The organism is Pedobacter sp. TM02 (assembly GCF_059705275.1).
Window position 1 is genome coordinate 1061436 of the sequence record NZ_AP046530.1, and the last position, 25533, is coordinate 1086968.

Below are 25533 nucleotides of genomic sequence, written 5' to 3' on the forward strand. Positions count from 1 at the left end.
TCGGTAACTATTGAAATAGCGGGATGGTTTTATCCTGCAGCATTTGGTAAATCTTAAGGTAATCGGAGATAATTTTATCACTCGAATAATTTTCTACGGCACTTTCTCGCGCTGCTGCTCTCGATAAGCGGTTCCATTGGTTAATGTATTGGCACAACTCTTCAAAACCATTGGCAATGTAGCCATTAACCCCATGCTTTACCACTTCGTTTACGGCGCCTCTCGGGTAACCAATAACCGGTGTGCCACAGGCCAACGCTTCTGCCATTACAATGCCGAATGGTTCGTTCCAAGCGATAGGCATAAGAAAGGCGCCTGCAGCACCGAGCAATTCGTTTTTTTCGTGGTCGTTCACCGGACCTATATAGCTGATCTGACTGCCCAGATAAGGTTTGACCATTTCATTGAAATAGTTTTGATGTGCTGGCGGAATATTACCGGCAATGATCAGGTTTTTGTGGGTAGCCAAGGCGGCCTTTACGGCAGTATGCGTACCTTTTATGGGTTCTATTCTCCCTAAAAAAACCAATGGGGCATCTGTCGGAACCGATGGGCTGTAATCATAAATCTGGAGATCTACACCGTTATAAACCGTAAAGGCTTTGGCATAAGGGCTAATCTGGTTAGCGATATAGTTGCTGCAACCGGTAAAGGCCAAGGTGCCTTTTCTGGCTATTTTTACCGCTTTTTGTATTTGGGTTAGAGTGGGCTCCCTTTGGTAAGACATGAGTTTTGGAATGCCTGATTTTAGAAAGGGTAGGAGATAAGCCAGCCTACTGAAACTATGGATGACGTCTGGCTTCCATTTTTTGAGCCTTGAAAGTGTATATATATTTTTGAATTGCGCAACCGTTCCTGCAGCGCTTGTGGTATAGGGAAGCTGTGCTACGCTTACTTTGGAATCCTTATGGGCAACCAAGATAACCTCATGGCCGTGCTGAGCCAGGCCTTCAACTAAAAAATGAATGATTCTTTCGATGCCACCGTAATTGATTGGCGGAACCGGGATATAAGGATCGGCAGTGATGGCTATTCTCATTTGATGTTTAATTGCAATTTGATCTTGGCCAATGAATTGGCAATGCTATGCTCGCTCAAGGCTCTTTTCTGTCCCATGTTGCGCAATTGCAACCTTAATTGCTTGTCTTTTTGAAGCTTTTCTATTTTTTGTGCCATTTCCTCCACGTTACTGTATGTCTCTATTTCGCTCCCTAGATCGTAGAGTTCCTCTAGCCCTGCCGTATATTCGGTAAGGTAACATGCACCCAGCATGGGCGCTTCAATATCCCTTAGCCTAGAATAAGTATCCGGTTTTGTTAGCGAATGCCTAAAACTGGGGTAACGGCTTACGCCAAGCGTAACCATACTTTCTTTAGTAATTTTGATATAGCTGTCAAAGTCGATTTTTCCAGATAACCTGGACTGTAAAGCAGAACTCATAAGCGGCCTGTAATTCCGTTGCTTCCATTTTTCGATATAGGCCGCTAAGCCAAATCTATTTATAAATTGCACCTGATGGTTGATTTTTTTTATCAAGCCTTTGTTTGTGCCAGAACCAGCAATTGTTGTTATGGTTTCTTCTGTCCAGCCTGCCCCATAAATTGTTAAATCGATAGGATATTGTACCGCTTCTTCGAACAGCATGGTTCGAAGGATGTCTTTTGAGCCAATAAAAGAAATCTCGGTGGTTTCCGTATCTGGTAGGCTACGGTATCGCTGCGCTACCCACATGGGCATAGGCAGATGGATGTAGTTGTATTTTGCTTTTTTATAAAAAGGCAAAGCTTTGTATTCGGGAACCCAGTTCAGGTCAAATACGGCAAATTCGGCGGGAACCTTCGTAAACTCCCTGACGTTGTCGCAAAAGAAATTTATGCATGGAATGCCCAAATCCTGGATTTTTTTTATGGCTTCCTTTTCAACCTGATGGGGGTAAAAATAGCTTAAAAAAAATGAAATGGGTTTTTGAAGGTGCTGTATCCTGATGGTGGCAACCACTTTTTCCCAGGTTGTTGTTTTCCATCTTTCCAACTTGGCTTGGTTATGGCTGTGTGCCAAGCCTTCGGCCCAATCCACATCAGCCTCAGTCCATTGACATCCGGCTTCTTCAATTCCGTTTTTGATGTAATACTCCCAAAAAGAATAGGCGGGTATGGGATGGGCGGTTTTAGCTTGCAGAAAGGCTAGGAATATATTCATTGACGGGTGTTCTCAAATAGCGCATCAAGTTGCGTAAGCTTCTTGCCACGCTGCAGGTTTTGCCCAAATGCCGATAATTTAAATCCATGATCATTCATAAAAGCAACTACTTCTTCAAATAAGGGTTGTTTGTGGTAGTATTCTATAAAGCTCACTTCCATAATCAGGTACCGGGTAGCACGAAGTAAAGATGGCGCACCTTTTAATGCTTCCAGTTCGTAGCCCTGAATATCGAGCTTCATCAGATCGACAGCTTCGGGAATAGCGTTTGCCGTGAAAAAATCGTCGAGTCTAACCACATCGATTTGGGTTTGGCCTATTTCTGATATTTTGAATTCCTCCCGAAGCGCAGGGGTAGCGTTTAGCATGCTGGAAGCATCTGAAAAAGACGAGATATAGATTGTTGAAGGGCCATTGAAGTTTCCAGTGGCTAATTGAAAAATGCGGACATCCTTTAAATGGGCTACATTTTGATGCAGGGCCTCCATATGGATCGCTAAGGGCTCGAAAGCGAGAACCTGCGCGTCGGGAAATATAGCCTTGGCCAATAAGGTCCAGGTTCCCTCGTTTGCGCCAATATCTAAAATGGTTTTTACTTCAATTGCCGAACCAACTTTCTCTAATAGCTCCAATGAGTCGATATGGCCCAGCGTGAGGGCTTGGGCCGGGGTGTGCCTCAATTTGTTTAATCGTGCCCGATTAGTGAAAAAATTGGTAATTCTGGAAAGCAGTTTCAAAAGCATCAATCGAACAGGTTATTGTCAACAAAAATGGTATTGATGTAGGTATCGGCAAACACCCTGTAGTTGTTTTGTTGCAGAAGGCTGATAATGTCCTCGGCTTTTGCACCCTTAAGGTTGTTCGAAAACAAAACGGTTTCGATACAGAAGATTTTTGGCCTGAACCTGCCAAAATCAAATTCCTGCAGGATGGCCAGGTCCAAGCCCTCCACATCAAGGGAAATAAAATCTGGGCAAGTATCGAAATAACGTTCGATCAATAGGTTGATGTTTAGCAGTTCTACTTCTTGGCTGCTGATGATCTTGGCCTGACCGGCAGCTTCGAGCTGCAGGGCCTCTGCTTCCGAAAATGTACTGAGCAGCGAATTGTTGGTCAAAAAGAATTTTCCGGTCGTTTTTGAGCCAGTGCCGATCCCAATATTGAGGCAACGGTCTTTTTTTCTGATGCTTTTTAGCTTTTTAAACAATACAGGATTTGGTTCTACACAAACACCCCTCATACCTAAAAGATAAAAGAGATAGGTATTGTTCATGTTATAGGGATGATTGGCCCCGATATCCAGATAACTGATCTGTTTAAGCTTTAAGGCATCCAGGATAAATTTGACGATCAGGTCTTCGCCCATTTGCGAAAAACTGAATTTCAGGTGTATCCCAAAGAGTTTGGCCAAAGTTCTTTTAAAAGGAATGAGCGAGTGCAATATCATAAGAACTGTTTAAGTCTTTTTAAAGCCTTCCAGCCAAAAATGGATTGGAAGAGCTTGCTTTTCGAGCTGGTTGGAAATGCTAAAGTGGGTTTGGGAAGAAATTTTAAATAGGCTTCTGCTTGCTTCGTCAAGTCTTTATGGTTAGGGTATACCTGGTAAATAAAGGACTGCCAAACATTGGCCGCACTTGTTTTGGCACTAACCGAAGGGCTCTTCTTTAAGAGGTAGCCCACGCTTAGGCTGATAGCGGCAAAACACGATTCTATGGCTTTTCGGCTTTGCTGGCTGGCCAGGCTGCTGCTGTTTCCAGACCGGTAGTATAAGATCGAGCGCTCACAGAAAATCACTTTTGGAGTTGCTAATATGGTTTTGGTGAAAAATTCAAGGTCGTCAACCATCGAAAGGCTTTCGTTCCATAAACCCGCTTTAGCTATAATCGCTCTCGGAATCAGGAAAATTCCCGGTTGGGTCATGGATTTTCCCTCGCGCCAGCTTGAACAGATCCATTTGGTGGACTCCATATCTTTCCAGCATGCTTCAGGCTGCTCTTTGTAGGTGGCCACGTTATTATCGTAAAAGCGGCCCCACTTGCCTGAAATGATACAGCTGGGGTTTTGCATTGCCAGGGCCACCTGCGCTTCCAGCATATCCTCGTTCATGAGGTCATCTGCATCAAAAAACTTGATGAATTGCCCTTTGGCCAGCTTATAGCCGAAATTTCTGGTTGCAGCCGCACCACTGTTGTTTTTGCTGTAAACTTTGATTTGCCCGTTTTGGTAGGTTTGGGCCAATTCAAGGCTTCCGTCGGTACTCTCATCGTCAACAACAAGCAATTCCCAGTTTTGATAACGTTGTGCAATTACACTCTGAATGGCTTCGCCAACAAAGGCCTTGGCATTATAGAGGGGCATGATGATCGAAACAAGTGGCTTATCCATCCGCTCTTGAGGCCGTTTTAAATAAACGGATTAGTTTCTCTCTCGTTTTTATTGCCAAATAAGGGTTAAGCTTTGACAAGAACTTTACCAGAATGTGTTCGTTTTTAGGAATGCTATTGCTAAGTGATGAAGCCAGGTTTATAGCTTTTTTTGCGGTGTTCCAATCTGCCAAGCTTGCCAAAATCACCGCATTCGACCACAGTTTTTGGGCAATTTCTTCGCTATATTTTTTACCAACTTTTGTCGCATTGATGGCCATAACCTCAAAATGCGCTTGTTCGCATTTCAGCTTGTTGCTATTGGACATGGAGTTTTTGATGCGGTAATTGATAATGCTTAGCTCTTTTTCTGCGTTAAAGCTCAAACCAGCAATGGCCAATTTGCAATGAAAGGCCACATCTTCGTTGTAGATGATTTTTGGATCAATGTCATAGCCACCAACTTTCCGCAGTTTGTCAACTTTGTACAAGCCGCAAAAAGGATTGATCTGATGCAAGATGGCATACCTGATGGGGTCTTCCTTTAATTGTTGCGGATCAAAATCAGATACGGAGATGAGTGCGTGGGTTTCATTGTCTCTATATTCAAAATCGAAGAGAATGACATCTTCACAATTTTCCTTTGCCATCCATCGATGCGCCAAGGTGGTAAAATTGGGCATTAATTCGTCGTCGGCATCATGAAAATGTATCCAATTGCAGGTGGTTGCCATCAGGAGCTGGTTTTTTCCGTAAGAGCAACCTGCATTAGTCGCGCCCTTGATCAGGGTGGCCCCAAACTGTTGGGCAACTTGTGAAGTATCGTCTAAGCTACAATCGTCATAGACTAATATTTCATCAAATGGAATCAGCTGCTGCTGGGCCGATTTAAGCAGCCTTGGTAAACACCAAGCCGCATTATAAGCCGGAATGCCAAGAGCCAGGGTATTTTTCATTTGAGTCGAAACCAGATATTGTCTTCCATTAATTCTCCTTCGCCAGCATAAGGCATTCCATTTACGTCTAAACTTTCGTAACCCAATTCAATAAAGTAATTATAAAGATAGGTTTTGCTAATGCCTGTCCTGCTCACATAATCAGAATATTCCATCAATATGTTCTGGGGCTTTACTTTACCGATACTTTTGAAACCGGCAATTATTTTCCCTTCAAAACCTTCGACATCCATTTTTAAAAGGTCAATGCGGTCAATTTTAAAATGTGTAACCAACTCGTCCAAGGTCGTTAGCGCAATAAGCTGGGCATTGCTTTGTTCGCTGTCTTCTACCCTGTATGTTCCTTCGTTGCTCTCCACTGGATTGGAAATGTAGGCTAGTTCATTGGTATCTGATAACCCTACATTGATGAGCCAAGCAGTGCTGTTTTGATTGGAATTTAGCGCATAGTTGGCCTGTAGCTTTACAAAGTTTTTAGCAACCGGTTCTATGGCATAAATCTTAAGGCCATCTATCGCTCCGGCATTAATGGTATATAAACCCATGTTTGCCCCAACATCAATAAATACCGCATTTGGCTTTGTATCTAAAAGCCTGAGGGCTAGCTGTAGCGAAATAGGCTCATAACAGCCGTGGTATATCAGCTGATGGCCAATAAAATCGTTAGGTGCGATTTGGAGCAGGCGCCCAGATGTACTTTGAAGCCTTAAGCCTGACTTGTAGAAAGAATTGATAAGCCAATTTAGAAACCTCAGCTTAAAAGGATGGTTAAATCCTCTTGCATAGGCCAATATTATTTTTTCGAAATCACTTTTGCCTTTAAATTTCATTTCCCTAAGTTTAGCTTTGACTTCAAGCTGGTTTTCAGTTTTTTAAGGATTAGGTTAATGGTTTCTTTGTTGGGCCAGGATTCTAATAACACCGCCCTCGCATTTGTTTGGACTCCTGTTTGTGGCCAGAGCCATTGATGGTCTTGAGGTTGGCTATTTGTAGGGACAAAGCCCCTAACGGCCTCTTCAATTACCCTGAAATGTGCATCAAGGGTTGTTTGCTGATTAAATTGCTGCTGCAGAAACGAGGAATTTTGCTTGCCTGCAGCTTCCAGGTTTTCTTTTCCGCTTGCGATAAATTTGGTTAAGGCTTGGGCAAGCCCGCTAGCGGTATTGTCATAAACCGTAATTCCCGCTACATCAGCCATAAAGTCTGATGCACCAGCGCCCGATGAGCATATCAATGGCTTTGCATGGGCCAAATGCTCAAGTGCACTCAGGTTAAACATGTCCCATATAGAAGGAACAATGCCAAAATCTATTTCATTGTAATATTCGTCGAGTTCTTCGCGGGTCTTGATGCCGAGAGGCAAAATGGTTTTGCCCCATACATCGGGATAATTCTTCAACAGAAAAGCTCCCATGCCCATGTTTTCGTTGGTATAGAAAGTATCTCTGCCTATCCAGTAGATGTTAAGCCGGGCTCTGGTTTCGCTATCCATTAGCCTAATGGCTTCGCATAAGTAGATGGGGCCTTTCCAAAACTGGACTCTTGCAATTACCAACCCAGTTAGCTGGGGATTTTCCCGCTTTTTCCCAGTTTTCGGTGCTTTGGCTACAATTGGGGGAATGAGGCTTGTTTTTGCTTGTGGCAAGCCTTGGTTTATCCAAAACCTTATGTTTTGCCTGCTATGGGTCACTAACGAAGAGGCTTTTTGAAGCAAGTCCTTTTCAATATGCAAATAAGTTTGGGCCAGTAGCGCTAAGCCTTTTCTCGGCTCATAATGATCGATTTGGCCAAGGCTTCCATGCAGGTGTACGATTGTAGGCGTATGGCCAGTCAATATCCAGGGCACAAAGGCCAACCCCCAATCTGAGGTAATCACTGCGTCAAACTTGCCAAGTCCCTTTGCTTTTTCATACATGGCCCAAGCTGCCGCGAGGTGCGCCTGCAGTTCGGGGAAGATATTGAGATGGGAAAATTTTTTCTTCTCTTCAAGCAATGCCCCATACATCAAGTAATGTACACGTATACCGTGTCTATTGGTTTCGCCTCCACGCGCATCAAAGGCACTTCCCTGTATAACGGTCAGTTCGTACATGTCCGAACGTTGAAGCAGAGGCAGGAGCTCTTCGTAATAAGTGCAAATGCCACCACCTGTTAAGGGGAAAAATTCGGGGAGGACAAATAGTAATTTCACGTTTTGCTGGACTTAAAGTGGTTGGCAAAGCGCTGATTAAGCACTTCCGCTGAGCGCGTTTCCCGTAAATAATGCCTATATTTTTCCAACCGCGCCAAATGCTTTTGGATTGACCATTGCCAGTTTATTTTTAGTGTACTGCTAAAGATATGTTGGGGGTCAATAGAACCAAACAACTTTTTGATCTCATCCGGATAGCATGTTGGAGCTTCTCCAACGGGCAAACAACCTGCATAGGCGCATTCGTGGTATTTTAAAAATTCAAGCTGGCATCGCGACCCACACAGCAACATGTACCTGTAGTGGGCCAAGTAAGCAATAAAACCATCGTACACAAAGTGGTGGCCAAATTCGCGTTGACTAAGTTCGGCATAGCCCGGATGCTTTAAAACATGGTAGCATAATCGGCTGACCGACCTGCGGGTCTTTTTCCAGATGGCGGTTCGGAACGGATAAATGACCGGATTGATGGCGCCAGAAATAATGATTTTCCTCGATCGCTTTCCCAGTGCATCGAGCGGTAGTTCCTTGCGTTCGTCATAAACATATGGAATATAGATCAATGGATGGACCGACCTTTGGGCTAAGGTACTGGTAAGTTCTTTGGGTTCGTAAACTGATAGCAACCGTACATTTTCAAATAATAAGATAGTTGCCAGCCATTTATAATAGTAATGGTCTTTGTTTTCTTGATAGGGGTCTACGATTTTGGCTACAAAGTTGATGGAAGGGTTGGCGATTATCAGCTGCTGCAACACCTGGCATTCGGCTTCGGCTATTCTGTTGTCGATGATGTAAATCTGATCGTTGCTGAGCTTTTTCAGGTTTTGAAGCTCAATCCATTTCCAATGCATGGTAGCCGCATATTGCGGTCCGGCATCGCTGCAAATCAGCTTGTTGTAGGCTAATTCGCTGGAGACGATGTAGACGGCTTCGGCCATGAAAAAAATTGAAGGATTAACTGTTTGACAATAAAAAGATTAACGCGCTGAAACGGCTTGCTCAACAGGGTAAGCAAACCATAATACAAAGCCAAACGATACCGATAGTTGAGCTTGAGCAGGGCAATCGAAAATTGCCTCAGGTCATCTTGTTCCCTGAGCCTAAGCGTACGGCTATCGTGGTCTTTTGGTCTAATCGGAAGGATATGGCGCCATTTCTTCGCTGTTTGCAACTGATTGTCTATCCAAGAGCGGGTATTGCCTCCGAAACTGGCGTGGGCAATTAAAATATCATAAACCACGGCTACTTTTCCCATTTGGCGCATAGCTAAGCTATAGTCTACATCGTAGGCATGAAAACCAGCAAGGCTTTCGTCAAATTTTTGTGCCAACCAATATGTTTTAAGCGTACCTAAAAGCATTCCGTCAAGTGTAGCTACCTCACTTGTTTTTTCTTCCAGGGGGTTATTGTAATAATGAATGCTTGACCCATCTGGCAACAGCTGCAATTGGTTAATTCTGTTGGTATGCTGCACAGCAGAATATACGCCCGACGGATATTTGGTTTTGATTGTATTGCCCAAAATACCGATCATGGCTATTTCTTTTGTTTCAAAATGAGCAACGAAGTGCTGATCCCATCCTTTATTTTTAAAAATGATATCCTCATGTACAAAGCAAAGGTAGGCAAACTTGCTTTGTGCCGCGCCCAGGTTATAGGCTTGGCAAATACCATAGTTATGCCCCTTGTTTTCAATTACGATGAGTTCGTAAGGCAATTCCGTAGTTTCTGCCAGGCTTTGGGATAATTGGGCTAATTTTTCTGGATTTATGGAACAGGTAATGATCGAAAGCATTAAGGCTTTGTTTTTTTGGAGGCCAGCTTGGCCAGGTAGGGCGCTGTATTGGTTCGGTTAAAATATTTGTATAGCCTTTGCACGTATCGGGTTTCCAATATGTAGAATTTAGATTGGATATATTTGAAAAAGGGTATGGTTTTTTCGAATTGATGGAGTTGCGCTATTAAGATATTATCGGCTTTCCATTTGGCCGCAAATTTCTCGTTCATTGTTTTGGCTTCAGGCTGCTTTCGGGCAATGCCCAATGGAAATTTTACGTGTTTTAACTTCTTCTTTGGAACAAGCCTGAACCATAACTCTGAATCAACCGCACAATAAAGAGCTTCTTGTATGGGTTCGTGGATGTCGGCTTTCCAAAATGTAGAATGCTGCATCAGCACTCCGCCAATAAAAAGATACCTCGAATTGACCAAAAATGCCTTTTCATAAGTTAGCTCACCGCTGGCTTCATCAATTACAAGCCCATCGCCATAAATCATATCGGCTTTGCTATGCTCAAATGCGTTGGCCAGCGTAAAAAAAGCTTCGTCCATATAAAGGTCGTCGCTATTGATCCAGCCATAAAGCTTTCCCGAAGCCAAGCTAAATCCTTTGTTGATGGCATGGCCATGGCCCTTGTCTTTTTCGCTTACCCAATAGCTGATCCAAGGCGAATATTTGGCCAGGATTTCTAGGGTGCCGTCGGTACTTCCCCCATCAATAACAATGTATTCCAGGTTAGGGTAGTTCTGTAACAGAACACTTCTAATGGTTTCTTCAATATATTGCCCTTGGTTAAAAGATGGCGTTACAATGGTTATTTTTGGCCACTCCTTTTTGGCATGGTAAAGCAATGGCGATGTTTGGCTATCCCATGGCCAGCCTTTTCTTTCAGTTTTGGGAAGTTCCTGCAATAAGCCTTGGGCGCTGGTGCCAATTTTTTGTAAAGGGTATTGCACACCTTTAGCTAAGAAAAGTGCCCTGTACGATTCCAAGTTCGGAAGAGTAGTTGTTATGCCCATGTTTTTCTTAGGTTGGCGGCTTTAACAAAGGCCTGGTTTAAAGCATCAGTCGCGGCTTGAATACTAAAGCGGTCTTTATGCTCAAATGAAGTTTGATGGCCATGTGCTATTTGGGCCAACATGGCTGCGGCCATATCGGCAGCATTCAAGGGGTCAAAATAGCGGGCATATGATCCCAGCAACTCGCGGTGGCCTTTTAAGTCGCTGATTATTACCGGACAGTTGAGTGAGGCGGCTTCTAATGGAGGCATATTGGAAGGGCCCAAGAATGTAGGCATAACCAGCGAAATGGCATTCTTATAAAGGGTAAATAGTTCGTTGTTTTGAACAAAGCCTAGTATTTTGACGTATGGCGTTAATTTTTTGCTGTCGATATACTGCTTTACATAGCTCAGGTTTCCTTTGTCTGATCCGGTAAATACAAGCTGGGTTGCCGGGTGTTTTTTAAGGAGGATTTCAAAGGCATCAATGAGCAGGATATGGTTTTTATGCGCCCAAAACTGAGCCGGATAGACAAAGAACTGCTGGGGGCTAAGTTTAAAACGTTGCAGGATGTCAAGCTGTTCCTGAACCTCAATATTTTCTTCAACCACGTTGCCTGGAAAGATGGGCATAACCTTTATCCTGTCTGGGTTGATGGATGTATAGCTAGCCAGTTCTTCCTTGCCAGCAACCGTTTCTGTTAAAATCAGCAACGCTTTAGGCAGTATTTCGTTGTAGTAGGCTTTCCTGGCCTCCAGATTTTCCGAAAATTCTGGAAACATATATGTAGAAACGTGGCCAATATCCCAATGGATGGTGATAAATGGGAAATCGTAACGATTGCCATCAGGGTTCACATAAAACAAGAGCTTGATGTTATTGGCATTCAGTACCTTTTTGATCTTTTGGTCTCTGGCAGAGGCGTGTTTGTTTTCAAGTCGATAAAGCCAATTTTTGAAAAGGCCAAATGGCATTTTATGCAAACAAACAATAAAAAGTTTACGGCAAAGATCGGCCAGCGTAAAAGAGCTGAATGGATGAAAGGTAAGTAGCTTCTTTTGCGTATGGATATTCTTTTTTTCGAAATTGAGAAATAATACCTCAATCCCAGGATCAAACTCATGGGTATCAATCGCATTGATCAGCTGCTTCACATAAGAATAACTTCCACCTGCAAGGGGATTGTAATCAAAATTAATGGGTATTCCAATTCTTAGCTTAGGCATTCGATAACGGTTTGTTGGTCGGCATCAGCTAAACCCAATCCACTAGGGATGTAAAAGCCATTTCTGGCCAATTTCTCGGCAACGGGATAGCTTTCATTTTTAAACAATCCCATTTTTTGAAACACTGGCTGTTCGTGCATGCACCAAAAGAAAGGGCGTGTTCCGATTTTGTTTTCGGCTAAAAGGTTAACCATTCTTTCTTTCTCTTCTGGGCTTGGGGCAACTAAGCCAAATATCCAGTAGATGTTTTCGCTATATTCGGTTTTTTCAAGTGGCAGCTTGTAGCCTTTGGCCTGGAGCGGCGAAAGCCCCTTATGATAGGCAGCCCCCATGGCCCTCTTTTTTTGGATAAAGTGGTCGATTTGCTCTAATTGAGCGAGGCCCAAGGCAGCCTGTAAGTTGGTCATCCGGTAATTCCAGCCCAGTTCATGGTGTACAAAACGCGGACCATTGGGCTCAAAGCATAGGTTCCGAAGTTTTTTGCACCTTTCGGCCAGTTCGCTGTCGTTTGTTAACAGCATACCGCCCTCTCCGGTGGTAATGTGCTTGTTGGGATAAAAACTAAAGATGCTGATATCGCCAAAGCTGCCACACATTTTGCCTTTATAGGTTTGGCCATGCATTTCGGCCGCATCCTCTATTACTTTGAGTTTATATTTTTGAGCCAAATCAAGTATAGGCTCTAGATCAACCGGCAAACCGTAAATATGTACAACGAGGATAGCTTTGGTTTGGGGGGTAATCTTGGCTTCTATTTGGTTAACGTCCATGTTCCAGGTCAGCGCATCGCTATCAACCAAAACAGGCAATGCCCCAGCACTAACTACAGATTGAGCAGGGGAGATAATGGTAAAAGCTGGCATGATCACCTCGTCGCCAGGACCAATATTCAAGGCTTTAACTGCGATATCCAACGCCGCAGAGCCATTGCTTACCGCAATGCCATGTTTACGCCCTACATAGTTGCTCAATTGTGCTTCGAATTGGGTGATAAAAGGCCCTTCGCTACTGATCCAGCCTGTTTCGATGCACTGTGTTAAATATTGGAGCTCGTTTCCGTTTAGCAGGGGAGTATTAACTGGAATAGGATTCATCTTACTTTTTTCTTAGTATGTAGCAAACGCCCCAGGTTTCAACAGAAGAGGGTGCCTTGCTTAAAAATTCTTCGGCATGCAAAACTTCAAACCCCGTGGCATAAGCCAATAACTCTATTTCGGGTTTGCTAAAATGACGCATAGGGTGGTTCTCGCCAAAAGTAGTTTTTTGGCCGCTTTTGAGGTCTTCAACCGTTATCTCGTAATTTACTTCCACAATGTTTTGTTCACGGTCAATTACCGGTTCTGCATGACGTGTAACATGGATATGTTCGTCTTGGAGCGTTTTGCTGCGTTTTTCGGGTACCTGAAAGTTGACTGCCGCACTATGCCAAACATCGAAAATAAATAAACCGCCTTGGTTTAAGTGGCGATAGACATTTTTGAATGTATTGATCAAGCTATCGTTATCGGTAAGGTAGCTGATTACATGGAAAAGCGAAAGTGCCACATCAAATGACCTGTTTAATTCAAAGTCTGTAATGTCGGCAACTTTAAAGGCAACATTTTCCGTTTGGGTTTGGTTGGCAATGTCGACCATTTCGGCGCTGCGTTCCAAGCCTAGCGTATGGTAGCCCAGTTTGGCTAGTAAATGGGCATGTTTGCCTGTGCCCGAACCCAGCTCTAGCACTTCGACGCTTTGCGGACGGTATTGTTTAATGAGCTGGTGCAGGTAATCGGCCTCTGCCTGATAGGCTTTATCCCGATACAAGAGGTCGTAATATTGACTGTAAAGCTTAAAGTTCTGGCTCATTTTTGGCTGAAATCAGGTTGATGTTTTCGGGTTTATGCTCAAATCGTACTTTGTCTTCGTCGCCACAATAAGGGCCCTGCTTAATTTCGATCATCTCGGTATCTTCAAGCATTTCAAAGCCATGTCCGCCAGCGGCCAATAAAATGACGTCGCCGGTTTCTATGATTCTGCTTTCTAAATAGGTACGGGCATCATCATAAAAATCTACCCTTACTTTTCCTGTTTTAACGTATAATACCTCTTGGGTGAGGGTTACCTTGCGCTCGACCAGGTTATGCACATGTGGATCGATCACATAGCCTTTTGCCCTGTTCATGTAGCCCAGCTGCTGCGAAAAATCGCCGGGCGTAAAAAAGGAGATGCCTTCTTTCTTGTAATTGGCCCTAATGATAATCGCCAGCTTTTTGTTTAAATGATTTACTTCTTCTAGCATAGCCGTTAGGTAATGAGGGTGCAATCGGCAATTAAATAGCCGGTTCTCGGACTATAAGGGAATGTACGTTCGGCCATAGGGGCATCAAATATTTCAAAATGAAGCACATCGTCTATCCAGTCGTAATTTTCGGCTTCGCTTACGCCAAGCCAAGCGTAAATGGCATAGGGGCCGGGTATAAAGCCATTCAGCTTGATTTCGCATTTATAGCTCATTTCCTGTCCGTTAAATTTGATAAATGGATCCAATTTCGGAATGGCTTCCATAATGGTGCTGCCAAGGCTACCCTTTATGCCAAAAACTACAAAGGCATTGGGATAAGCCGTTTCTGAATTGGTTTTGAAGTCTATAGTGAGGGTCATCGCCGGCTGGTTGCCCGAAACCGTACATTTGAGCGAGCTAAAATGGGGCCTGCTTAGCTTTCTTGTATCTAACCACGTATCAACAGTGTTTGAACCGCTGCTTTGGTAATGCCTAACAGCCGAAGTTGCATCGCCAACAAAGCCAAGTTTGCCCTGTTCAAGTACAATGCCATTATTGCATAGGTTTAAAACAGCATCCATATTATGGCTCACAAACAGTACGGTGCGGCCTTCGCCTTTGCTTACTTCGCCCATTTTGCCCAGGCATTTTTTTTGAAATTCGGCATCCCCAACCGCTAGTACTTCATCTACGATCAGGATTTCGCTTTCCAAATGCGCGGCAACCGCAAAGGCCAAGCGTACATACATGCCGCTGCTGTAGCGCTTTACGGGGGTGTCTAAGTAGCGGGCTATGCCTGCAAAATCAACAATTTCGTCAAGTTTGCGTTTGATTTCCTTTTTGCGCATGCCTAAAATGGCACCATTCAAAAAGATGTTTTCGCGCCCGCTTAGTTCCGGATGAAAGCCCGTGCCTACTTCCAACAAACTCGCGATGCGGCCATGCCCACTTATCTTACCGGTGGTTGGTGCGGTAATTTTGCTCAATATTTTAAGCAAAGTGCTTTTGCCGGCACCGTTTCGGCCAATAATGCCTACGGCATCGCCTTGTTCTATTTCAAAGTTGATAGCGCTCAGGCTCCAAACAATATCACTCGTACTTCTGGTATGCTGTTCGTTAGTTTCGCCTATTTTTAAAAAAGGGTCTTCCTTGCCACGGATACGCGCAAACCAGCGTTCCAAATCGCGGCTAACGGTGCCGGTACCTATTTGGCCAAGCTGGTAGGCTTTGCTCAGGTTTTCTACTTTGATTGCTATGTTCGACATGGGTGGATTAAACGGTGTCTACGAAGTTTTTTTCTACTTTATTAAATGCGACAATGCCTAGCAAAAGGATAACGAACGTACTAATGGTGGTATAGCTTAAGGCATCCCAACTAAATGTGCCCTTGCCCAAAAAGCCGTAGCGAAAGGTTTCGATCAAGGTAGTCATTGGGTTGATTTTGATTAACCAGGCATATTTAGGGTATTTTTCTACTGCTGCAGACAAGGGATAAATAACCGTGGTGGCATACATCAATAATTGAACTCCAAAACTGATGAGGAAGGACAGATCGCGGTATTTGGTAGTCATGGCCGAGATGATCATACCCAAGCCCAAGCCTAGCAAGGCCATCAGCACAACAACCAAAGGAAACAGCAAAATAGCCCAGCTTGGCTCAAAATATGCACCATTGGTGGCATAGTAGGCCATAAATATAAAGAACAAAACCAGTTGCACGCCAAAGCGAACCAAGTTGCTCACTACAATGCTGAGGGGCATAATCAGCCTCGGAAAATATACCTTCCCAAAAATGGGTGCATTGTCTTTGAATACCGACGAGGTTTTGGTCAAACAATCGGCAAAATAGTTCCAGGCCGTAATGCCAGCCATGTAAAATAAAGGTTTGGGCAACTTATCTGTCGATATACCAGCTAAATTGCCGAATATAAAAGTGAAAATAATGGTGGTAAACAAAGGCTGGATAAAAAACCATAAGGGTCCCAAAATGGTCTGTTTGTAAAAGGAAACGAAATCCCTCCTTACCAAAAGCACCAATAAGTCGCGGTAGGCCCAAACCTCGCCGAGTTTCAGGTCAAACAAATTATTGGCAGGGACGATCTCCCAATTTTCTTGCGTTTTGTTCATTAAGAATCAGCTGGTTTTACAGCACCGTTAAAGATAAGGTTCTTGATGCTGTTTCTGTATTTTTCGTAGTTGAAGGTTTCGAATACTTTTTGCTGCAAAGCCATTTTCTCCTCCTGATTAGGCAGCGAAACCAAAATCTTTTTCAAGGTGTTTTCTATTTCGTCGAGGTTGTCTGGATCTACCAAGTAGCCCAGTTCGCCATGTTTAAGCGCATCAACACTGCCATCCTTATTGCCGGCTACAACGCGCAAGCCACCAGCTACAGCCTCGATAAACACAATGCCAAAGCCCTCTTTCTTACTGGGCATGATAAAAACATCCGAAAGCAGAAAATGGTCGGTAACCTCGGCTTCGTCAACAAAGCCAATCAGCTTGATATGGTCTCTAATCTGATGCTGTTCGATGAGCTTTTCGAGCCTGGCATGTTCTTCTTCGTCCCACTTTCCTGCCAGGAGGTAAACCAAATTAGGGTTGTTTTTGACCAGTCGGGGCAAAATGGCTATCGTATTGTCGTAGCCTTTGTACTTCTCTGTGGCTACGAGCCGCGACAAGCTCATTAGAATAATTTGATCTTTGTGCAATCCATACCTGTGCAATAACGACTCCGGCTTCGAAAAAATAGACGGAAAATGATAGAACGGATCGAGGCAGTTGTTCAGCACCTCTATTTTTTGTTCGCTCAGGTGATGTGCGCTTTTGATTTGCGCAGCGGTAAAATGACTAACCGCAATAATTTTGTCTAGGCGCTTAAGTGCCTTGATTTTGGCCTCGGGCAGTTTGCGCCAAATTTCTATGCCATGCGCAATGAGGTAAACCTTGGTACTTGGCTTAAGTCTTTTGATGAGGTAGGCGACAGAAAGCAGGTTGATATGGCTCAGGATAACCACGTCAGATTTGAGCCCCGTAAGCAAAGATTTAACCACAAAGAATTTGCGGTTGCCTCCAAAACCTTTGTATTGATGTTTTTTGAGGTACCTCGAATCCCTGTCGTAGCTCTGGTCGTACATGCAATACGTCATGGGGTCTACCAGTTCTTCTTCGCTCAGGTCGTAAAGAGTTCTACAAATGGTGCGGCATACCTTTTCTATACCACCGGTAAATCCAAAAACCTTTAATGTTAAAAAAAGTACTTTTTTAAGAGGCATTAAATATTTTGTAAAGAGCAAGGGCCGAAGTCCAGTGCAATTTATTTTCGCCGAAAGTCTGCATCAGTTTTTTTGCTTTCTTGTTTTGGTATCGGTCTGGCGAGGCAATTTCCTTGTTTTTCCTGATCCACTCCTGAAACGGAAAAGTAAAGCCCATTTTAGAGCGGTTCCAGATCTGCGATGGCAGCTCATCCTTGTAGGCTTCTATCAACAGCCTTTTTTTCTGGTTTTCTCCAAAGCGGATGGAAGGATGAATAGCGCTGACCAATTTGATAAAGTTAACGTCGAGAAATGGCACCCTAACTTCTACACCGTGGCTCATGCTCATAAAATCGGTGTCTTTTAGCAGCTGGTTCTGCATGTACATGTTCATTTCGAACCAGCTTGCTCTTTCTTCGTCGTTCAAGTAACGGATGCTGTCGTTTAATGGGATATTTTGGAGGCAGTTGATCACCGTTTGGATGTCCAAGCCAAGCAGCTCGGCAATGATGTCTGGCGTATACAGGCCACGTAGGCACAGGTATTCGCCAACAGGCGACTCAAAGCTTAAATAATACAGCCTTTTTAACTTGGTGTTTTTGAGCAAACGGGCCGATTTGATCAACGCTTTGCTCAAGCTGCCCAGGTTCTGTATTTTCCTGATCCGGTCAAAAGAAGGATAACCCCCAAACAATTCATCGGCACCCAAGCCAGAAAGCACCGATTTGATGCCGTTTTCTTTGGCGCATTTGCAGATGAACCAGGTGTTGATGCCGTCGTTGGTAGGCTGGTCCATACATTTCATTACCTTTTCGAAGTTATACACGAAATCGCGGTAGGTAATCAGCTGTTCGTGCTTGTTGGCCAAAACACGTTCAGAAATGGCCTTGCGGTGCGAGCTTTCCGAAAAATCTATCTCGTTAAAATTGGCCGAAATAGAAGTAAGGTTTCCTTTTGTATAATTGTCGGCCAATAAGGTAATGATAGAAGAATCAAGTCCGCCACTGAATAAAACGCCGATGCTTGTATCAGAAATCAATTGCAGCTTGATGGCCTTGGTCAATTCTTCCCTGATTCTCATGATCGCTTCGTTTTCATCAATGATTTCTATGGCCGCACTAAATTCAAAATAAGGGTTGATCTTGAATGAGCCGTCGGCCAACTCATATTTCAAGAAACTACCCTTAGGTAGGGTATATACGCTTTTAAGCGTAGTAAAGGGTTCTGGAATATGTCCGAACGCTAAATAGTAAATCTTCCAGTTTTCGTTTTCGGATAGGCTAAAGCCTGAGTGGGCAAAGGCCTTTACTTCCGATGCAAAAATCAACTGGTTGATGTTGGCATTATAATAAAGGGGCTTTACTCCGCTTTGGTCCCTCACCAGGTAAACGCAGTTTTTGCGTTTATCGTGCAGGCAGAAGGCAAAAATACCGTTCAGTTTTTCAAAAGCACCTTCGCCCCAAAATTCGTAGGCCTTGATGATAACTTCAGTGTCTGACTCTGATTTGAATTTAAATCCATGTTGGATAAGTTCGCTTCTCAGCAGCTTGAAATTATAGATCTCGCCATTATAGGCAATTGTGATTTGCGAATTGTCGCTCAGCATGGGCTGATGGCCAGCTTCGCTCAAATCCAATATGGAAAGCCTTCGGTTACCTAAGCATACTTTGTGCTCTTCGTCTACCAGAATTCCAAAATCGTCCGGTCCGCCATGTTTCATGCTTTCGCACATTAAAGTCACATGGTTTTGCAATTGAGGAACAGAGAAGTTTTTGGCAATAACACCGGCAATTCTACACATATAGTTTTGATTTCCCAGGCTTATGCAAAATACATGCCCAACTTGCGGATAGTGCGGGCTAGGCACAGCTTCGCCCTCTCAGTTACAGCTGTTTTTTGTAACTTTCTGTTTTGCTGTGGCTTATTTCAAAGGCTGTATGAAAGCCATCGAAGTATTGATATGGATAGAATAGCCCAGATTTTGCAAGCGTAAAACTATACTTCTTTTGTTCTTTAAAGATACTAATTCCGCCATAATTCCCTTGAAAGGCCCCGCCTTAATTAAAACTTTTTCGCCTAAAGCAATATCATGCTCAATCACTTCGAGTTCGTTGGCGTTGGCTAACAGCAACTTAAGGTCTTCTATTTGTTTTTCGGCAATAGTGGCAATTTCGCCAGAAAAGTAAATAAAGCGGCTTACGCCATAGGTCATCAGCACTTCGGCATGCTCTTTTGCCGAAATGAATACAAAAATATAGGATTTCAGCAGGGGCTCCTCCACTATTTTTTTTCGGTCGCTCCACTGCTTCATAACCTTTTTTAACGGCAAATAGGCGGTAATGTTCTTCCGGGTCAATTCCTCAAGGGTTTTTTTTTCGGCCCTCGATCTTGTATATAGGGGGTACCATTTATAGGTGCTGTCTATCATACACGTGTTAAGATAGGCGGTAAGCGGTTATTCGTCTTTCTTTTTCCAAAACTGCCACCATTTTTTAGGATCTTCATAATAGCCGGAGCCTGCATAGCCAGAATAATCAGAGTAGTAATAGGTACTGTTGCCACCCCCTCTGGCATAATCGGTCGTGTAATAGTTGGAGTGGAGCGCATCGTCGCCAAAGGCATTCAGTACAATCGCCATATTGCTCAATCCATATTCTCTCGATAGCCTTTCTGGAATGGCTGCGGCCCTGTATTGCGATTTGCCCGAGCGGATTACAAACAGATTCACGTCAGACTGCCTGATGAGCGGAATGGCATCGGAAACCAAACCAACCGGAGCTGTATCTACCAGTACATAATCGTACTGTGGCGCCAGGATTTCGAGCAGCTTTTTCATGGCATCGGTATGCAGCAGCTCTGAAGGGTTGGGCGGCACTGGGCCCGAAGGAATAAAATCGATATTGTGTACATCGTCGTGGATGAGAACTTCTTCCAGCGTTTTTTGACCTGATAAATAAGAGCTCAATCCCACCTTGTTGTTGCTGCCAAATACCTTGTGGAGCTTAGATCTGCGCAAGTCTGCCGCAATCAATATGATTTTTTTGTCGATAAGCGCCAGCGTTCCGGCCAAGTTTACCGTCACAAACGATTTTCCCTCGCCAGAGATTTCTGAGGTGATACAGATGGTTTTGCTCTTTTTATGGCTAGCCAAAAAGCTGAGGTTGGTTCTAACCGAGCGTACCGATTCGGCAAATACCGATTTCGGCTTTGATAACGAAAGGGCCTGTCTGTTGTCCTTGTCAATGTATTCTGGGAATTTCCTGATTACGCCGATGATTGGGGTGTTGGTTAAGGCTTCTACCGTTTCCTTGTCGTAGATGTAAGGGTTGAGGAAGCGCACCAACAAAATAAGCCCGAAACCACAGGCAAGCCCCAGCATGGCCGCAAAGGAGTAGAGGCGTTGTGGTTGTGGCGAAATTGCCGCATAAGAAGGATAGGCCAGGTTTACAATGGCCGCACCGGGAACAATAGCGGCCGCATTCATTTCCGATTCCAGTTTCTTTTCGGAAAGGTAGGTGAGTACCTTGTTGTTGACGTCGAAATTGGTTTGGAACTGTACAAAGTCTCTTTCCTTGCTGGGTATTTTGCTGATATTCTGGTTGGCTTGCCCAATCTGCGAGTCGAGATATCTTAAGGTTTTGAGGTTGCGTTCCTTAAGCGAATTGATGTTGCTCCTGATCGAGGCTTTGAGGGTGGCAATCTGCTCGTCCAATTCCTGTATCGGTTGAGAATTGGGCCTGAATTGGGTAAGTTTGGTTTCTCTGCTTAAAATAAAAGTATTAAGCTGGCTGATGAGCCCGCCCAACAAGGTGCCAACGTTGCCTTCCAAATCCATGTTGATGTCTATCTTGCCCCGGCTGTTGTTGATCTGGTTTTCAAGCTGCTTAATGCCTACCATTTCAATACTGATAATGGATTTTTGCTTTTCAAAGTCGCTCAATTTGCCGATATCCATCTGTGTGCTGCTGCCCAGATCGATGATCTTGTTTTTTACCTTGTAATCGGTCAGTTTGTTGCCTGCAGTATCGGCTTTACGGTTTACCAGTTTCAGTTGGTTGTTGATGAACTCAATGGTCTGACTTGCCGATCTTCTTTTTTGGGCGGCGTCATAAGCCACATATTCTTTCATGATGGCATTGAGCATGTCGGCTGCAAAAACGGGGTTTGCATCAGTCAGGCTGATGTACATGATGTTGGTAAAACGAGCTGCCTCGCCGGTGCTGATGCCGCTTGCACGGCCAACAAAATCTTCCTTGGTGTTGAACTTGAAGCTATAAGAGCCTGGTGGGATAGGGCTCGTAATCTTAAAAACCATGTTGCCCATTTTGATGGGTTCGCCATAGCGGATGGTGTTTTTAGCGCCTTTTTCACCCAACGATAACGCAAAAGTACTGGCGTTGATGGCTTCCACATAGTATTTAGACCGATCGAAATTTACAGAATCCTGTTGCAGAATTTCTATCTTGAAGGGTTTTTGAGGATAGAGCTCGCTGGTTCTTATCCTTCCCTTTAGGTAATAGGAAATCTTATAATCGATATTGGAAATGGCATTCATAATCACGTCGTTGCTACGGATAACAAAGCCTTCAGCCTGTATTTTGTCGGTATAGTTGTAAACCTGTGTAGAAGGCGCATTGGCCATGGTATTGATGGTCGGATTGCTTTCCTGCAGTTTTAACGAGCCGCTGGTTTGGTAAATGGGCGGCGTAAATAAAAGATTGATTCTTGCAATGATCAGCGCAATGACTACGCAACCAGCAATCCAGTACCAGCGGCTTAAAAAGACCTTGAATATTTTGTAGAAATCAATATCCTGTCTTACAGATTTCGGGTTAGGTGCAGTTTCAGGGTTGTTCATTATCTGGTAAAAGTATAGATCAATACAGCAAGGTTAATTACAACAAGAAGCGGCTGTACAATGTTGTTAAAGCTTTGCAGTTTTTCGCTCAAAGCGGCATTTTTTGTAGGTTGGATCAAAATAATGTCGTTGTTCTGCAAAATCAGTTTTTTACTGCCCAAGCTGTTGATGTCGTTCAGATTTACATAAATAACCTCAGGGTTGCTCCTGTTGCCACGGATAATTTTGCATGTTTTGGGGTCGGCATTTTTAGAGATCCCGCCAGCTTCTCCCAAAATATCGATTAATGTGGTGTTGTCGCGTTCGAGCAAAAAATTGCCTTGTTTGTTGAATTCGCCCAATAGCGTCACCTTAACGTTTACAACGGTAAGCTCTATGATAGGGTCGACCAATAATTTCTCCGCATAAATCTGTTGCAACTTAGCCGTTGCCTCCCTTCGTGTTAGCCCAAGTACATTTACTCGGCCAATGGCAGGCAGGTTTACCGAGCCATCTGCGTCTACCTGATAAGAAACGATGTTGCTCCCCGATGCGTTTACTGCGCCTGCAGTGGTCACGGTAGAAGTTGCATTTGTTACGCCAAATTCCTTGTTCTGTACGTTTCGTACCGCCAAAAGATCGTTTACCTTAATGCGGTAATAGAGGTCTCCAAGGCCTTGGTCGTTTACCACGTATACTTGCTTGATGGTGTCGGTTACGATATCCGAAGGTGCGTTGAAGAGCGTTTTTTCCTTGCGTACGGCACAGGAAGTCAAGCATGTAAATGCGAGAAGAAACAAGAAGAGGTTAGCTAAATATTTCAATGGTATAATCTAGATTTAATCAAGCATAAAGATGATTATAAAATTCAAAATAAACAAAGGTTGTACTATATGCTTGTGCAATATTTAGCGACTACCGGTAATTAAGCTGGCATGCGAGTTGAATTTACATAGGTAAATAAAATCAACATGCTATTGGAAAATGAATATTTAAATGGGTGGTTTAAGAAATTTATATTCTTAATATTGCTTTTATTTTCAACCTTATGTAGTTCTGCGCAATATTCTACGATAATCGGATGCTCAAATGATGCTAATAACGATGTTTATTATATAGCAGGGCCTACGGGGTATCCATACGCTAATTATATAGGGCCTTCAAGGCTTTATGATCCCTCTTCTACAAACTGTGAGCGGTTTGTGAGTTATACTAACCTTAATACGAGATGCTGTATAAGTGGAAACTGCAGCTCGACTAATAGGCTTTATAGCTTTACAAACTACAATAATTGCCCAATAGACGATGATGTGTGGGTTATGATCTTTATAACTGGGGCATGTTCATTCTTTTTTTTAAAGAATAAAATGATGATTGTTTAGCTCAGAATTATTTATTGGGGAATTTTGAGGTATTAATGTGTAATATTTTGCCCATATTTTCGCTATTGTTTGTTTTGTGCTTGAAAAAACGATAGTCAACTTGAGGTTGAGATTAATTTTTTTAACAAAAGTTAATTTTTGTTCTTGTAAGTTTTTGACTGTTGGGTTGCTGGGGAATTCGACTTGGCTGATGGAAGTGTTCGATGGGTGTCTTCGTAAGCTACTGATTAAATATTTTAATTATAAGGAATATTATTTTCTTCTAAGTAGGCGTGTTTTTGATTTAATGGGTATTTAAATCTACGATTTGTGTATTTATGGGGAATATATTGCCCTATATTATTTTTGATGGGTTACTTGCGCAAAAGCCTGCTGGTGGTATGTCGGTAGGTTAAACGGATATTCATGTGGCTTTTTGTCTTTTATGCCTAATAAATGTCCTGTGGGCATATTTCTTGGGTTTATAGAACGTATAACGCTCAATCATGCCCAAGCTCATTAGAATATTCGTTTTTGCCTTTATCTTGTTGCTGGCTAGTAAGTCCTACGCGGCTACCGGCTGTATTTATCAATCTTCAGGTTATATCTATCAGACTCGCGACGGGAACGACATGGGCTATCCCAACTACGCTTACATGCCGAGGGTACTGAGTTCTTCGGTTTATTGTGTGAATGTAAGTACTTCGCTTTGCAGGATTGACGATGCGGTTTGGGGCTACGTAGTTACCTATTCGACCGTGAACAATTGCCCAATCGATGATTATGTAGGCTTGATGCTGGTGGCGGCTGGTGGCGCCGGAGTGTTCTTTTTGAGGAAACGCATGGTTGCCATCGCCTAAGCGTAATGATGATTGATGTTTGAAGTGGTTGTCTTGTTTTTGATGTGCATAAGCAGCATGTTTTAGTATATCTTTTTTCTCAAAAATATACGAGTATTTTTAAATCTTTCAGAAAATCCAGGTTCAGCAACGCTTAGGTTGTTTCGAAGCTTCAGGCTGAAAATCTAGCCCTTGGCCACGCATTGCTTGTTTATCTAGGGTTTGTAGGTCAGTTGAGTCTCGTGACCCGTGTGGATGGCATACCCATTGTCAGTTCCATGGGTAAATCTTACTTGATTTGAAGTGCCTGACTTTCTTTCTGATCCCCAATATTTTTTGCCGAGAAACTTTTTGCCGGAAATTCAGGGCTGTTGAGAACAAATTTTAAATGCTAAAGAGTAATCGTTTGCCGGTGCTCCAATCTTGGCGTTGTTGGCGGGATGCAATAATTGCTTGGCATTAATTATCTTTACGCATATTTCTAAATCGGGGCGCATTCATGAAGGTATCCATCATCACGGTAGTATATAACGGCGAGAAATATATTGACGATTGCCTTTCTTCTGTCATGGCGCAGGATTATGGCCAGATCGAATATATTGTGGTTGATGGCGGCTCTACCGACCAGACCTTGGCCATTATCGAGCGGCACAAGCAAGGCATTGCGCAGTTGGTATCTGAAAAAGACAAAGGCATGTACGATGCGCTGAACAAGGGGATTAATTTGGCTACCGGCGAAGTATTGGGCATATTGAATGCCGACGATATACTGGCCAATCCCCAGGTGATTTCGAAAGTAGTTGAACGTTTGGTCGCTTCAGGTGCAGATGGCGTTTATGGCAACCTCAATTATATCCATCCCGAAACGAGGAAAATAATCAGGAAATGGATTTCAAAGCCATTTACCAAAAGGGCCATCGAACTGGGCTGGATGCCTGCGCACCCAACGCTTTATTTGAAGCGCGAGTTGTTTGGGCGCTATGGGGGCTATTCGTTGAATTTTGGTACGGCAGCCGATTATGAATTGATGTTGAGGTTTTTGTACCGATATCAGGTGAAGGCTGTTTTTCTGGATGAATTAATGGTCAACATGAGGGTGGGAGGCATGAGCAATGCCTCGATGAAACATCGTTATCATGCTCTGGTTAACGATTATCGGGCACTTAGAGCCAATAAAGTTCCGAGAGCATGGCTCACATTGGTTTTTAAGAAGCTGAGTAAAATCTCCCAGTTTTTGTTGATTTAGTTGGATTTAACCGTCAA

General features: G+C 43.5%; 24 protein-coding genes. 2 read left to right on the top strand and 22 right to left on the bottom strand.

The features are described 5' to 3' along the window. Nucleotides 1–7 precede the first annotated feature (7 nt). From AC6H1S_RS04545 to AC6H1S_RS04650, 22 genes are all read right to left on the bottom strand, one after another. Entirely contained in the window at nucleotides 8–1039 is a 1032-nt protein-coding gene (locus tag AC6H1S_RS04545; protein WP_497565300.1) for a glycosyltransferase, read from the bottom strand. Then, complete coding sequence (locus tag AC6H1S_RS04550) at nucleotides 1036–2199, bottom strand: glycosyltransferase family protein (RefSeq protein WP_497565302.1); 1164 nt, start codon at nucleotides 2197–2199, stop codon at nucleotides 1036–1038. Before AC6H1S_RS04550 ends, AC6H1S_RS04545 begins: the two co-directional genes overlap by 4 nt. Continuing rightward, nucleotides 2196–2879 (bottom strand): FkbM family methyltransferase, encoded by a 684-nt coding sequence (locus AC6H1S_RS04555; protein ID WP_199141788.1) that lies wholly within the window; start codon nucleotides 2877–2879, stop codon nucleotides 2196–2198. The genes AC6H1S_RS04550 and AC6H1S_RS04555 overlap by 4 nt, the downstream gene beginning before the upstream one ends. A gap of 62 nt (nucleotides 2880–2941) precedes the next feature. After that, the gene (locus tag AC6H1S_RS04560) at nucleotides 2942–3646 is read right to left on the bottom strand and encodes an FkbM family methyltransferase (RefSeq protein WP_497565303.1); all 705 of its coding nucleotides are present in this window, start codon (nucleotides 3644–3646) and stop codon (nucleotides 2942–2944) included. Continuing rightward, nucleotides 3643–4584, bottom strand: coding sequence for a glycosyltransferase family 2 protein (locus AC6H1S_RS04565; protein ID WP_497565304.1), 942 nt, complete (start codon nucleotides 4582–4584; stop codon nucleotides 3643–3645). The genes AC6H1S_RS04560 and AC6H1S_RS04565 overlap by 4 nt, the downstream gene beginning before the upstream one ends. Further along, complete coding sequence (locus AC6H1S_RS04570; protein ID WP_199141785.1) at nucleotides 4577–5518, bottom strand: glycosyltransferase family 2 protein; 942 nt, start codon at nucleotides 5516–5518, stop codon at nucleotides 4577–4579. Before AC6H1S_RS04570 ends, AC6H1S_RS04565 begins: the two co-directional genes overlap by 8 nt. Further along, a complete protein-coding gene (locus tag AC6H1S_RS04575) occupies nucleotides 5515–6348 on the bottom strand; it encodes an FkbM family methyltransferase (RefSeq protein WP_497565305.1) in 834 nt (277 codons plus the stop codon). The genes AC6H1S_RS04570 and AC6H1S_RS04575 overlap by 4 nt, the downstream gene beginning before the upstream one ends. Next, entirely contained in the window at nucleotides 6345–7709 is a 1365-nt protein-coding gene (locus tag AC6H1S_RS04580; protein WP_497565306.1) for a glycosyltransferase family 4 protein, read from the bottom strand. Before AC6H1S_RS04580 ends, AC6H1S_RS04575 begins: the two co-directional genes overlap by 4 nt. After that, nucleotides 7706–8650, bottom strand: coding sequence for a hypothetical protein (locus AC6H1S_RS04585; protein WP_497565307.1), 945 nt, complete (start codon nucleotides 8648–8650; stop codon nucleotides 7706–7708). Before AC6H1S_RS04585 ends, AC6H1S_RS04580 begins: the two co-directional genes overlap by 4 nt. Further along, entirely contained in the window at nucleotides 8614–9507 is an 894-nt protein-coding gene (locus AC6H1S_RS04590; protein WP_497565308.1) for a glycosyltransferase, read from the bottom strand. Before AC6H1S_RS04590 ends, AC6H1S_RS04585 begins: the two co-directional genes overlap by 37 nt. Next, entirely contained in the window at nucleotides 9507–10511 is a 1005-nt protein-coding gene (locus tag AC6H1S_RS04595; protein ID WP_497565309.1) for a glycosyltransferase family 2 protein, read from the bottom strand. The genes AC6H1S_RS04590 and AC6H1S_RS04595 overlap by 1 nt, the downstream gene beginning before the upstream one ends. Then, nucleotides 10502–11719 (bottom strand): glycosyltransferase, encoded by a 1218-nt coding sequence (locus AC6H1S_RS04600; protein WP_497565310.1) that lies wholly within the window; start codon nucleotides 11717–11719, stop codon nucleotides 10502–10504. Before AC6H1S_RS04600 ends, AC6H1S_RS04595 begins: the two co-directional genes overlap by 10 nt. Then, complete coding sequence (locus AC6H1S_RS04605) at nucleotides 11707–12813, bottom strand: DegT/DnrJ/EryC1/StrS family aminotransferase (protein ID WP_497565311.1); 1107 nt, start codon at nucleotides 12811–12813, stop codon at nucleotides 11707–11709. Before AC6H1S_RS04605 ends, AC6H1S_RS04600 begins: the two co-directional genes overlap by 13 nt. 1 nt (nucleotide 12814) lies before the next feature. Next, complete coding sequence (locus AC6H1S_RS04610; RefSeq protein WP_497565312.1) at nucleotides 12815–13567, bottom strand: class I SAM-dependent DNA methyltransferase; 753 nt, start codon at nucleotides 13565–13567, stop codon at nucleotides 12815–12817. After that, on the bottom strand, nucleotides 13551–14000 hold the full coding sequence (locus AC6H1S_RS04615; protein WP_497565313.1) for a hypothetical protein: 450 nt from the start codon (nucleotides 13998–14000) through the stop codon (nucleotides 13551–13553). The genes AC6H1S_RS04610 and AC6H1S_RS04615 overlap by 17 nt, the downstream gene beginning before the upstream one ends. A 5-nt stretch (nucleotides 14001–14005) precedes the next feature. After that, complete coding sequence (locus AC6H1S_RS04620) at nucleotides 14006–15247, bottom strand: ABC transporter ATP-binding protein (RefSeq protein ID WP_497565314.1); 1242 nt, start codon at nucleotides 15245–15247, stop codon at nucleotides 14006–14008. A 7-nt stretch (nucleotides 15248–15254) separates the two neighbouring features. Further along, a complete protein-coding gene (locus AC6H1S_RS04625; RefSeq protein ID WP_497565315.1) occupies nucleotides 15255–16109 on the bottom strand; it encodes an ABC transporter permease in 855 nt (284 codons plus the stop codon). Beyond that, nucleotides 16109–17254, bottom strand: a complete 1146-nt coding sequence (locus AC6H1S_RS04630) for a glycosyltransferase family 4 protein (RefSeq protein ID WP_497565316.1) — start codon at nucleotides 17252–17254, stop codon at nucleotides 16109–16111. The genes AC6H1S_RS04625 and AC6H1S_RS04630 overlap by 1 nt, the downstream gene beginning before the upstream one ends. Further along, a complete protein-coding gene (asnB, locus tag AC6H1S_RS04635; protein WP_497565317.1) occupies nucleotides 17244–19034 on the bottom strand; it encodes an asparagine synthase (glutamine-hydrolyzing) in 1791 nt (596 codons plus the stop codon). The genes AC6H1S_RS04630 and asnB overlap by 11 nt, the downstream gene beginning before the upstream one ends. A gap of 120 nt (nucleotides 19035–19154) precedes the next feature. Next, nucleotides 19155–19661, bottom strand: a complete 507-nt coding sequence (locus AC6H1S_RS04640) for a UpxY family transcription antiterminator (protein ID WP_497565318.1) — start codon at nucleotides 19659–19661, stop codon at nucleotides 19155–19157. Nucleotides 19662–19688: 27 nt separating this feature from the next. After that, nucleotides 19689–22091 carry a GumC family protein gene (locus AC6H1S_RS04645; RefSeq protein ID WP_199141958.1) on the bottom strand — a complete coding sequence of 801 codons (2403 nt, stop codon included), beginning with the start codon at nucleotides 22089–22091 and terminating at the stop codon, nucleotides 19689–19691. Then, the gene (locus tag AC6H1S_RS04650; protein ID WP_497565319.1) at nucleotides 22091–22846 is read right to left on the bottom strand and encodes a polysaccharide biosynthesis/export family protein; all 756 of its coding nucleotides are present in this window, start codon (nucleotides 22844–22846) and stop codon (nucleotides 22091–22093) included. Before AC6H1S_RS04650 ends, AC6H1S_RS04645 begins: the two co-directional genes overlap by 1 nt. Nucleotides 22847–23937: 1091 nt before the next feature. On the opposite strand from AC6H1S_RS04650, the gene AC6H1S_RS04655 reads away from it, so the two are divergent. Both AC6H1S_RS04655 and AC6H1S_RS04660 read left to right on the top strand, forming a co-directional pair. Then, the gene (locus tag AC6H1S_RS04655; RefSeq protein ID WP_497565320.1) at nucleotides 23938–24291 is read left to right on the top strand and encodes a hypothetical protein; all 354 of its coding nucleotides are present in this window, start codon (nucleotides 23938–23940) and stop codon (nucleotides 24289–24291) included. Between the two features lie 478 nt (nucleotides 24292–24769). Next, nucleotides 24770–25516, top strand: coding sequence for a glycosyltransferase family 2 protein (locus AC6H1S_RS04660; RefSeq protein ID WP_497565322.1), 747 nt, complete (start codon nucleotides 24770–24772; stop codon nucleotides 25514–25516). The last annotated feature ends 17 nt before the right edge of the window (nucleotides 25517–25533 follow it).

What these genes read in the sequence shown, in the direction of transcription:
- AC6H1S_RS04620 (WP_497565314.1), bottom strand. Translation starts at nt 15,247, where the DNA reads ATGTCGAACATAGCAATCAAAGTAGAAAACCTGAGCAAAGCCTACCAG.
- AC6H1S_RS04610 (WP_497565312.1), bottom strand. Translation starts at nt 13,567, where the DNA reads ATGAGCCAGAACTTTAAGCTTTACAGTCAATATTACGACCTCTTGTAT.
- AC6H1S_RS04655 (WP_497565320.1), top strand. Translation starts at nt 23,938, where the DNA reads ATGCCCAAGCTCATTAGAATATTCGTTTTTGCCTTTATCTTGTTGCTG.
- AC6H1S_RS04660 (WP_497565322.1), top strand. Translation starts at nt 24,770, where the DNA reads ATGAAGGTATCCATCATCACGGTAGTATATAACGGCGAGAAATATATT.
- AC6H1S_RS04590 (WP_497565308.1), bottom strand. Translation starts at nt 9,507, where the DNA reads ATGCTTTCGATCATTACCTGTTCCATAAATCCAGAAAAATTAGCCCAA.
- AC6H1S_RS04560 (WP_497565303.1), bottom strand. Translation starts at nt 3,646, where the DNA reads ATGATATTGCACTCGCTCATTCCTTTTAAAAGAACTTTGGCCAAACTC.
- asnB (WP_497565317.1), bottom strand. Translation starts at nt 19,034, where the DNA reads ATGTGTAGAATTGCCGGTGTTATTGCCAAAAACTTCTCTGTTCCTCAA.
- AC6H1S_RS04640 (WP_497565318.1), bottom strand. Translation starts at nt 19,661, where the DNA reads ATGATAGACAGCACCTATAAATGGTACCCCCTATATACAAGATCGAGG.
- AC6H1S_RS04545 (WP_497565300.1), bottom strand. Translation starts at nt 1,039, where the DNA reads ATGAGAATAGCCATCACTGCCGATCCTTATATCCCGGTTCCGCCAATC.
- AC6H1S_RS04605 (WP_497565311.1), bottom strand. Translation starts at nt 12,813, where the DNA reads ATGAATCCTATTCCAGTTAATACTCCCCTGCTAAACGGAAACGAGCTC.
- AC6H1S_RS04585 (WP_497565307.1), bottom strand. Translation starts at nt 8,650, where the DNA reads ATGGCCGAAGCCGTCTACATCGTCTCCAGCGAATTAGCCTACAACAAG.
- AC6H1S_RS04600 (WP_497565310.1), bottom strand. Translation starts at nt 11,719, where the DNA reads ATGCCTAAGCTAAGAATTGGAATACCCATTAATTTTGATTACAATCCC.
- AC6H1S_RS04575 (WP_497565305.1), bottom strand. Translation starts at nt 6,348, where the DNA reads ATGAAATTTAAAGGCAAAAGTGATTTCGAAAAAATAATATTGGCCTAT.
- AC6H1S_RS04570 (WP_199141785.1), bottom strand. Translation starts at nt 5,518, where the DNA reads ATGAAAAATACCCTGGCTCTTGGCATTCCGGCTTATAATGCGGCTTGG.
- AC6H1S_RS04645 (WP_199141958.1), bottom strand. Translation starts at nt 22,091, where the DNA reads ATGAACAACCCTGAAACTGCACCTAACCCGAAATCTGTAAGACAGGAT.
- AC6H1S_RS04630 (WP_497565316.1), bottom strand. Translation starts at nt 17,254, where the DNA reads ATGCCTCTTAAAAAAGTACTTTTTTTAACATTAAAGGTTTTTGGATTT.
- AC6H1S_RS04565 (WP_497565304.1), bottom strand. Translation starts at nt 4,584, where the DNA reads ATGGATAAGCCACTTGTTTCGATCATCATGCCCCTCTATAATGCCAAG.
- AC6H1S_RS04615 (WP_497565313.1), bottom strand. Translation starts at nt 14,000, where the DNA reads ATGCTAGAAGAAGTAAATCATTTAAACAAAAAGCTGGCGATTATCATT.
- AC6H1S_RS04595 (WP_497565309.1), bottom strand. Translation starts at nt 10,511, where the DNA reads ATGGGCATAACAACTACTCTTCCGAACTTGGAATCGTACAGGGCACTT.
- AC6H1S_RS04550 (WP_497565302.1), bottom strand. Translation starts at nt 2,199, where the DNA reads ATGAATATATTCCTAGCCTTTCTGCAAGCTAAAACCGCCCATCCCATA.
- AC6H1S_RS04625 (WP_497565315.1), bottom strand. Translation starts at nt 16,109, where the DNA reads ATGAACAAAACGCAAGAAAATTGGGAGATCGTCCCTGCCAATAATTTG.